This is a genomic window from Microvirga sp. GN3 (genome assembly GCF_055792825.1).
In genome coordinates, this window is sequence record NZ_JBVVAK010000059.1 from 43,415 (window position 1) to 50,193 (window position 6,779).

A 6,779-nucleotide genomic window follows, 5' to 3' on the forward strand; every position below is an offset into this window, starting at 1 on the left:
AGAGAGGGGCTCAGGACTTGGGCGGATGCGCCATGTCCGGGAGAGGTGGCCGAGTGGTTTAAGGCAGCGGTCTTGAAAACCGCCGTGGGTACAAGTCCACCGTGGGTTCGAATCCCACCCTCTCCGCCATCATTTCCCTTGAAGTTATTGAAACGACTAGTGAATTTTGCGGAGGCTGCGAACCTTCCCCACCCCTTTCCCCACCTTTGCGGCTAGCTTGGCTATCGAACCATCCTGCCCGAGCAATTCAGGGATGCACCTTCCTGTGCTGCCTCAGGTCTGTTCATCTAACGCCACCGAATCAGAACGGCGAGCATGGGAACCCAAAGACTCGGTTCAAAGTTTTCCTGACCTAGAGAATAGGGGCCACGCTCATGATCCTGCAGAACACCACAGCGGGAACTATCCGCCATCGTGCTGAGGACGACCTCTTCCACTATGACCGGTCTCGGGCTCCCAAGCTCACCGAGTGTGATACTGGGCTATCTAGCGCCAAAGCGTCGGCCCGGGACTGGGTAGTCAGTCTGCGCCCGCGTTGGCTCGTAAACCAGGCTCAACCGCTGGTCCGGCCTCGGTGTGACGGTTGACCATTCTTCACCTGACCCTGAATTGCCGTCGCCTGCCGTTGGGCCCCGCAAAGAAAGAGCGCCCGTTCGGCTGGCGCTCTAGGTGGGCCGCCGTTGCGACCATCCAGGGAGAACGACCGTGCCATATGGCACAACGAAGAGGCTGCGCCTGAAAGGTAAACACATTCTTACCGAGACGGGCTGGGAACGCTCATGGGCCTGTTTTACCTGCACCGTGAGCCCCTGGCATACAGTTCCCTCAATTGACTATCATTCTAATCCGTCGGCTCCCACACCGCGAACATCGCAGTCTCAAGGCCATGTCGGGCACAGGCAGTTGGGGGCCACCCCTCCAGCGGCACTTCAGCACCGTGTCCGCAGTTGTGGGCGTCACAGTAGGCCATCACGGTCCTAAAGCCGTCAGCAAGGCACTGCCCGACGGTGGCAGGCGGGATCTCGTTGCCATTTGCATCATAGGCGCGGCGGGGATTGCGAGTGGTGCTCACCTCAGCCTCCTGGGCGGCATGGGCAGGTACTTGAAGGTCAGCCCCTCGACCGCGTTGCGCCCTGCCTCTCTGCTGACCCCGAACTCACGCGCCATTTTGGTGAATTTCCGCTCCCCAGAAGCGTAGCGCAGCCGCGCCTCCAGAACTTGCTCCAGAGTCGGCTTTGTTCTGCTCATCCTCGTGCCGCGTCAAAAAAGAACATAAAGCGAACATCTATCGAGTTAAGCCGAGCTGTCGAGAGGGGTTCCCCGCCTGCAAGCAAGCCTGTGAAGAGCGAGGATAAGGGCCTCCTGAAGAGGGCCTGGATGATACAGGCTTAGCCGCTACTTTTATCGCGGGACATTCTCAGCACATGGAGGATACGCGCCAATGACCATCCTGCAAGCTTGCCAAACATGGCTGAGAGTATTTCCGCTCGAAGTTACTGTGACCCTTTTAGTCATGAACCCAGCCCTTGCCGACGACAAATGGACACCCTTAGGGGAGGGGTGGGAGCGATATACAAACGACCGGTTTGGAACGGTAGCTGAGGTGCCCCGCCATCTGTTCAAGCCCGTGGAGCCCCCGCCAAACAACGGTGATGGCCGGGAATTCAAAGCTGACGATGGCGCAGAATTACGGATCTCAGGGAGCTATGGACCGTACACTATAACGGATAGCTTCCAAGGGTACAAAGCGTGGTTGCTCAAGGAGGCTGAGTTCGACCGCCTGACCTACAAGGCAGAAGGTAAAAACTGGCTCGCTTTTTCCGGAACTAAAGGAGCAACCATCTTCTATGGGAAGGTCTTTGAGGGCTGCGGTGCAGCCCATGAGATCCAAATCGAATACCCTGCACAGAGGAAGACTCTGTATGACCCTATTGTAGCCCGCCTTTCACGGTCCCTTAACTGCACATCGGCATCGCAATAAGCAATGACCTCTCACGTTATGCGGTGCGGTCTGCAATTATTACCTTGATTTTTGAATCGAAATCTCTTGGCTAAAGCCGCCAATCAGCAGCGCCGCTTCGGTTCCGATATTCGGATGTTTAGCTAATGAGCCGAGAGAACATCAAGCGGAATGACCTGCACCGCCTGACCTGTGCTATCGACAATCTCCAGCCGCCAGCCCTGCCACTCATCCGAGTTCAAGGGATCTTGCGCCCGAAGCTCTTCGACGGCTTCCATGGCAGCGACCACAGCCGCCTGAACACTGGACGCCTCGATGCCCTCTTCGTCGCGGATCATGGCATCACCATTGGTGAGATTGAAGTAGTAGCGCGCTGGCGCCGAAACGCCGGACGCGGATACCCCCGACGACCTTACCGGGAGGTCAATTTCAATGAGGCTTTCAGCAGGAGCCTGCTTGTCATTGGTGAAAGTTGTCATGACTGAGATGCCTTACTGGATTGCCGGAGAGGAGAGGTTTTCCAGATCCACCCAGCCGGTGCAGGTCGGGATCTCAGGGACAAGATACGCGCGGCTTCCATCGAGCTTCTCGACCCGACAGGGATAGGTTCTCTTGTCGCCTGGAGGGCGGTACAAGACCAAGCTCCCCTCAGAGACAACATCGCTGGAGACCGGCTCAAGGGCGGCTTGTGTGCTGGGGCCGGGCTGCTCGCCCTCAATGCGACCAGAAGAGATAACCGGATTGGCTGCCCGAATGCGGTCAAGAGCAGCAATCGCCAGTCGGGCGCGGTCCCGGTAGCGGTCCATGACCAGCTTCAAGGGGCCGTGCTCCTGTCCTGAGTGCCAGGAGACCCCACCGGCTTTGGCCAGCTCCGCCGCCACAGCCTCGACTTCCTCGTCGGTCATGTTCAGCCCTCCTCATAAAAAGGTAGGGCTGAATTCCTGTATCACAATACATCGTGTCGGGTTTAGCGCGTCCCACTCTTCCCACTCCCCTTTCCTGGAGGAGCCGCGCCTTGACCTTTTACCATTCGACCCGCTGCAGCAATTTTACGTAAGTTAAGAAATCCTTACCGTTCTGTTGGCTTCCCGACAGACGGGTTACTCCCGAATCAGGATACTCATCCACCAAAACAAACGACCGGGGGCGCTACGTCATAGCCAGCCACGTGCCAAGCATTTCCTCTGGGAAGAGCAATGGCATGGCTGCGCACGTGAGGTGCGTTATGAAGGGCAGGAAGCCGAGACAGACACCGACGAGTAAGCGACGAGACCTTACGCGACTTGAGCGTCAGCTCGCTGCTGTGGAGGCGCAGATTGCACGCCTCGAAAAAGATCCGCAGTTGGGCCTTGCGATCCGTGACCACTTTCTCCTCTGGAAGCGGCCATCCCTCTTTATGACCGAACGCCCACCGGTGCTGCATTAGGCCCCAATCTGTCAGGAGCTAAGCCTGCTCTCGCGCAGATCCCCACCAGCGCTCGCAGCATATCGTCGCGTGTCAGCGATGTTACGGAAGAACAACAAAAACTCGGAGGAACACGATGTCTTTTGCCATGCTCAACCGCCTGACCTCAGAATCGCCTCAACAGCCTCCAGGCACCTACTCGCCAGACATTCTGCCTTTGATGCAGTCGTTGCTGGCGGCTCTGGCTGACATTGATTTTGAGTACCAGAAGGACCGAGAGACAATCCTGATGAGCGCAATCGACGAGCCTTTCAAACAGAGGGCCATTGCCACACTTGCAAAGCGCCATCACGAGCGACGTGATTCCTTTCTGCAAGAGCTTGATAAGCTGGAGATGCAATTCCAGAGGACGTTTGCATAGAGGTTGCGCTGTACGCGAGGTGCCACTCTGGAGGCCATCGTCAGGTGACTGAACGAGCTTGGTCTACTCCTGTTTGGCCCAAAGACTGCAGGCCGGCCTCTCTTGCTAAGGTCGGCCACACATTCTTCCCCGCTATAGCCGCCTCATCAGCCGCGCCGCTGCCACGACGAGCTTCGCATCGAGCATCTCCTCAGCGGCATCATAGCAATGATCCCTTATGAGATTGCTCTCAGAGGGATTGCTCCGCCTTCGTCATCCGCTATCTCGGTGGCATCTAACCTTCGTAGCCTGGCTGTGAGCCATTGCAAAACCGCGCGTATCTCATCAGCAGCCTTTCCATACGGACTGAATTCAGTCACCCCGAGACCTGCGGCAAGAGCATCTACATGGTCAGACCGGTGCGCCAGTGTCGGGTTGCACAACCCACCGAGCAGTTGGAGAGCCATACGTGCATTCTGTGTTCGGCTCGTACGTCCGCCAGTTGGACATTGATTGAGAACGAATGCAAACGGCTTGGCGTGTTCGGTCAGATACCGAACTGTGGGTTTGCTAGCCTCGATATCGGCGACGCTGGGGCGGACCGGCAGAAAGCAAAAGTGCGCTTCTTTCATCGCTTCTGACGCAGCATGGCTTTCCGACCCCGGCGTGTCAACGATGGCGAGGTCGTAGCCCTCTTGGCCAAGCCTGTAGAGACGAGAGGAGAGATTGGCCCAGGAAATCGAATGGACCGCCGGAGCTTCAGCAGTGCGCCGCTTGTACCACTCTTCAGCTGTACTTTGTGGGTCGATATCGAGAACAGCTGCTTTCAGGCCGTTTTGCACTGCAGCCACGGCAAGTGAGACAGCAAGGCTGCTCTTGCCTGTCCCGCCCTTCTGCGTGACGAATGAAATGATTTTCACTGAAGCATCTCCGCCAAACCGTTCGGTCGCTTGACGCGACCGTCTCAGGGAGAACGACCGTGCCAAGAGGCACAAGATAAGGCTGCACTCTTATAGTAAATGAACAATTACTAGACCAGTCGCTCGGATGTTTATTCATTCCTGCTACCTGCGCCGACCATTGTTTTGAGGTCCGCTCGCGATAAGCAATGCTGAGGAAGGGTCGTGCCCTGACCTATAAGGACTTCTTCGTTATCTACGACCACTGCAATCGGAGTGCCCGGACAGACGTTCTTGGCACTCCCTTACCCTTCCACCTTCAGCCGCGCCGCCGCCATCACGAGTTGTGTATCCAGCATCATCTCAGCGGCATCATATTTGATAAGGGGCCACTTGCTCTCAAATCTCGCTGACCGAGCCTAGCTGAGTGGTTCTGCTCAACATAGGCGCCCGCACTGGGCACCTGTTCATTTAGACCGGTTTCGCAAACAAGGGCCCATATCCGACGGTGCTCTTCTTCACAGTGGTCTTCGTCACAGAAGCGGTTTCGCGTGACGCGGGCCCATATCAGATTGTGCTCTTCTTCACCGTGGTCTTCGTCACAGAAGTCTATTGCCCAGTATGTTCTAGTGCTCCTTCACGTGGAAGGGGCGCAACATCATAATTGCCCCGACTTCGTGGGAATGTGGTACATATATGGACAATGGAGTTGAAGTAATGGTTCAATTGACAGGAATGGCAGTGACACTGAATACGTCTTCCAGTGACGATTCTGGCACTCCCAACCACATCTACATTGGTGTAGTAGGCAAAGGCGGGGGGCGGGAGTTCGCACTTGATTCACCAAAGGCGGATTTCAATACAGGACAACAAGAAAAATTCGCGCTCGGGTTCATATTCGAAGGGGGTGTTATTGATTCTACTACGAAGTTTCCCAAACAATCAGATGTAGGGAAGAACAATGACCCAGCATATTATCCATTAGATATGGATAGAGTGGACTATGTTTATCTTCGGAAGCAAGGTAATCTCACCAAGGAAGATGATGATGCTTATAGGCTAAAAGACGTAAAAGTTGTATTGTATGGGCCATCGGCACCTTCAAAGAAAATTTTCGTCAGCGCCAACAATAATCCGCTGTGGATAGCCAACGAGCACGGCCACGTGATTTACCTTCAGGAGACCCGCGAGGGGTAACACGAACCCTGCTCAGTATGGACGGGGGCACGATTGACTGCGGGAGCGCTGGACATAGACTACTGCCTGTCCTGGTCGGGGCCAGCGCTCTCTGCCTGCCGCCACACTCACCAGATTTGAGCTCGATCCGAGAGCAGGCTGTCATAGTGAGAGTCGCTGCTCACGCCCCTGACCACTATCGTCAAAACTCCCAGTTCCATTTATTCGCAAACCGCTCTAGTGCTCTAGCACTTGAGCCAGAGCACGCCCCAACGCGTTCATTTACAGTCGTTTCATCAATCGATGCATTGCCACGACGAGCTGCGCATCGAGCATCTCCTCAGCGGCGTCGTACTTGGCTACCCACCGCTCATATGTCGGCCACCGCATGCCTTTGGGCTTGGGCGGCAGATCCCATTCATCTGGATCTTCATTTCCGAGCAGAGCCGCTTTCACCTTTGCCTTGGTTCGCCATGCGCGTCCAATCGGATCTAGAAACTGGGAGGCATACGCTGCTCTGCGGCCCCAGGCGTACCGACTGCCAAAGAACGTGGCTCCGAGTGGCCGATAGAGCACACGCACGCGCCGACCGGTTTTTGAGCAGACGACGTACCATTGCAGCCCGCCAAAATGCCTCGTGTCAGACACCAGAGAAAATGCCTGCTGCTGCCCCTGGAAGGACAACTCCAGGAGCCCACCATATTTGAATAGCTTTAGAATTGCTTTAATGGTCTCGCCCGAACCATACGTGAACACACATTGAATGTGGCTGCCGGGCTTGCCAGCACCACTCGGGATGAGCTTAGCGAGATCCAGCTTATACCACGTCCTGGTGATCAGAACCCGTGTGCCCAGTCGCGCAAGCCGATGGACATAATCGTCCAGGGCTGCTCGGTGAGCCTGTTCCACGCGTCACAGCAATGATCGAGGATGTCCTTG

Annotated in this window: 9 protein-coding genes and 1 tRNA gene; 4 read left to right on the forward strand and 6 right to left on the reverse strand. The window is 56.0% G+C overall.

Annotated features, from left to right (window positions below):
- The first annotated feature begins 39 nt into the window (after positions 1 to 39).
- A tRNA-Ser gene (locus ACS5Q1_RS24955) sits at positions 40 to 129 on the forward strand.
- Positions 130 to 841: 712 nt separating this feature from the next.
- Here ACS5Q1_RS24955 and ACS5Q1_RS24960 read toward each other — a convergent pair.
- Both ACS5Q1_RS24960 and ACS5Q1_RS24965 read right to left on the reverse strand, forming a co-directional pair.
- A complete protein-coding gene (locus ACS5Q1_RS24960) occupies positions 842 to 1,072 on the reverse strand; it encodes a hypothetical protein (protein WP_473100701.1) in 231 nt (76 codons plus the stop codon).
- Positions 1,069 to 1,248: a hypothetical protein gene (locus tag ACS5Q1_RS24965; RefSeq protein WP_473100703.1), complete on the reverse strand. Its 180-nt coding sequence runs from the start codon at positions 1,246 to 1,248 to the stop codon at positions 1,069 to 1,071. Before ACS5Q1_RS24965 ends, ACS5Q1_RS24960 begins: the two co-directional genes overlap by 4 nt.
- 193 nt (positions 1,249 to 1,441) lie before the next feature.
- On the opposite strand from ACS5Q1_RS24965, the gene ACS5Q1_RS24970 reads away from it, so the two are divergent.
- Entirely contained in the window at positions 1,442 to 1,981 is a 540-nt protein-coding gene (locus tag ACS5Q1_RS24970; protein ID WP_473100704.1) for a hypothetical protein, read from the forward strand.
- Positions 1,982 to 2,103: 122 nt separating this feature from the next.
- On the opposite strand, the gene ACS5Q1_RS24975 is transcribed toward ACS5Q1_RS24970, so the two are convergent.
- Both ACS5Q1_RS24975 and ACS5Q1_RS24980 read right to left on the reverse strand, forming a co-directional pair.
- Positions 2,104 to 2,439 carry a DUF6894 family protein gene (locus tag ACS5Q1_RS24975; RefSeq protein WP_473100705.1) on the reverse strand — a complete coding sequence of 112 codons (336 nt, stop codon included), beginning with the start codon at positions 2,437 to 2,439 and terminating at the stop codon, positions 2,104 to 2,106.
- 12 nt (positions 2,440 to 2,451) lie between these two features.
- A complete protein-coding gene (locus ACS5Q1_RS24980; protein WP_473100706.1) occupies positions 2,452 to 2,865 on the reverse strand; it encodes a hypothetical protein in 414 nt (137 codons plus the stop codon).
- A 636-nt stretch (positions 2,866 to 3,501) separates the two neighbouring features.
- Between ACS5Q1_RS24980 and ACS5Q1_RS24985 the strand changes: the two genes are divergently transcribed.
- On the forward strand, positions 3,502 to 3,786 hold the full coding sequence (locus tag ACS5Q1_RS24985) for a hypothetical protein (protein WP_473100707.1): 285 nt from the start codon (positions 3,502 to 3,504) through the stop codon (positions 3,784 to 3,786).
- A 215-nt stretch (positions 3,787 to 4,001) separates the two neighbouring features.
- Here ACS5Q1_RS24985 and ACS5Q1_RS24990 read toward each other — a convergent pair whose 3' ends face one another.
- Positions 4,002 to 4,685, reverse strand: a complete 684-nt coding sequence (locus ACS5Q1_RS24990) for an AAA family ATPase (protein ID WP_473100708.1) — start codon at positions 4,683 to 4,685, stop codon at positions 4,002 to 4,004.
- Positions 4,686 to 5,381: 696 nt separating this feature from the next.
- On the opposite strand from ACS5Q1_RS24990, the gene ACS5Q1_RS24995 reads away from it, so the two are divergent.
- Positions 5,382 to 5,861, forward strand: a complete 480-nt coding sequence (locus tag ACS5Q1_RS24995; protein WP_473100709.1) for a hypothetical protein — start codon at positions 5,382 to 5,384, stop codon at positions 5,859 to 5,861.
- Between the two features lie 261 nt (positions 5,862 to 6,122).
- Here the strand turns inward: ACS5Q1_RS24995 and ACS5Q1_RS25000 are convergent, their stop codons facing one another.
- Entirely contained in the window at positions 6,123 to 6,749 is a 627-nt protein-coding gene (locus ACS5Q1_RS25000) for a hypothetical protein (protein WP_473100713.1), read from the reverse strand.
- Between the last annotated feature and the right edge of the window lie 30 nt (positions 6,750 to 6,779).

Coding starts and splice junctions, on each gene's coding strand:
- ACS5Q1_RS24995 (WP_473100709.1), top strand. CDS start 5,382: ATGGTTCAATTGACAGGAATGGCAGTGACACTGAATACGTCTTCCAGT.
- ACS5Q1_RS24965 (WP_473100703.1), bottom strand. CDS start 1,248: ATGAGCAGAACAAAGCCGACTCTGGAGCAAGTTCTGGAGGCGCGGCTG.
- ACS5Q1_RS24985 (WP_473100707.1), top strand. CDS start 3,502: ATGTCTTTTGCCATGCTCAACCGCCTGACCTCAGAATCGCCTCAACAG.
- ACS5Q1_RS24970 (WP_473100704.1), top strand. CDS start 1,442: ATGACCATCCTGCAAGCTTGCCAAACATGGCTGAGAGTATTTCCGCTC.
- ACS5Q1_RS24975 (WP_473100705.1), bottom strand. CDS start 2,439: ATGACAACTTTCACCAATGACAAGCAGGCTCCTGCTGAAAGCCTCATT.
- ACS5Q1_RS24980 (WP_473100706.1), bottom strand. CDS start 2,865: ATGACCGACGAGGAAGTCGAGGCTGTGGCGGCGGAGCTGGCCAAAGCC.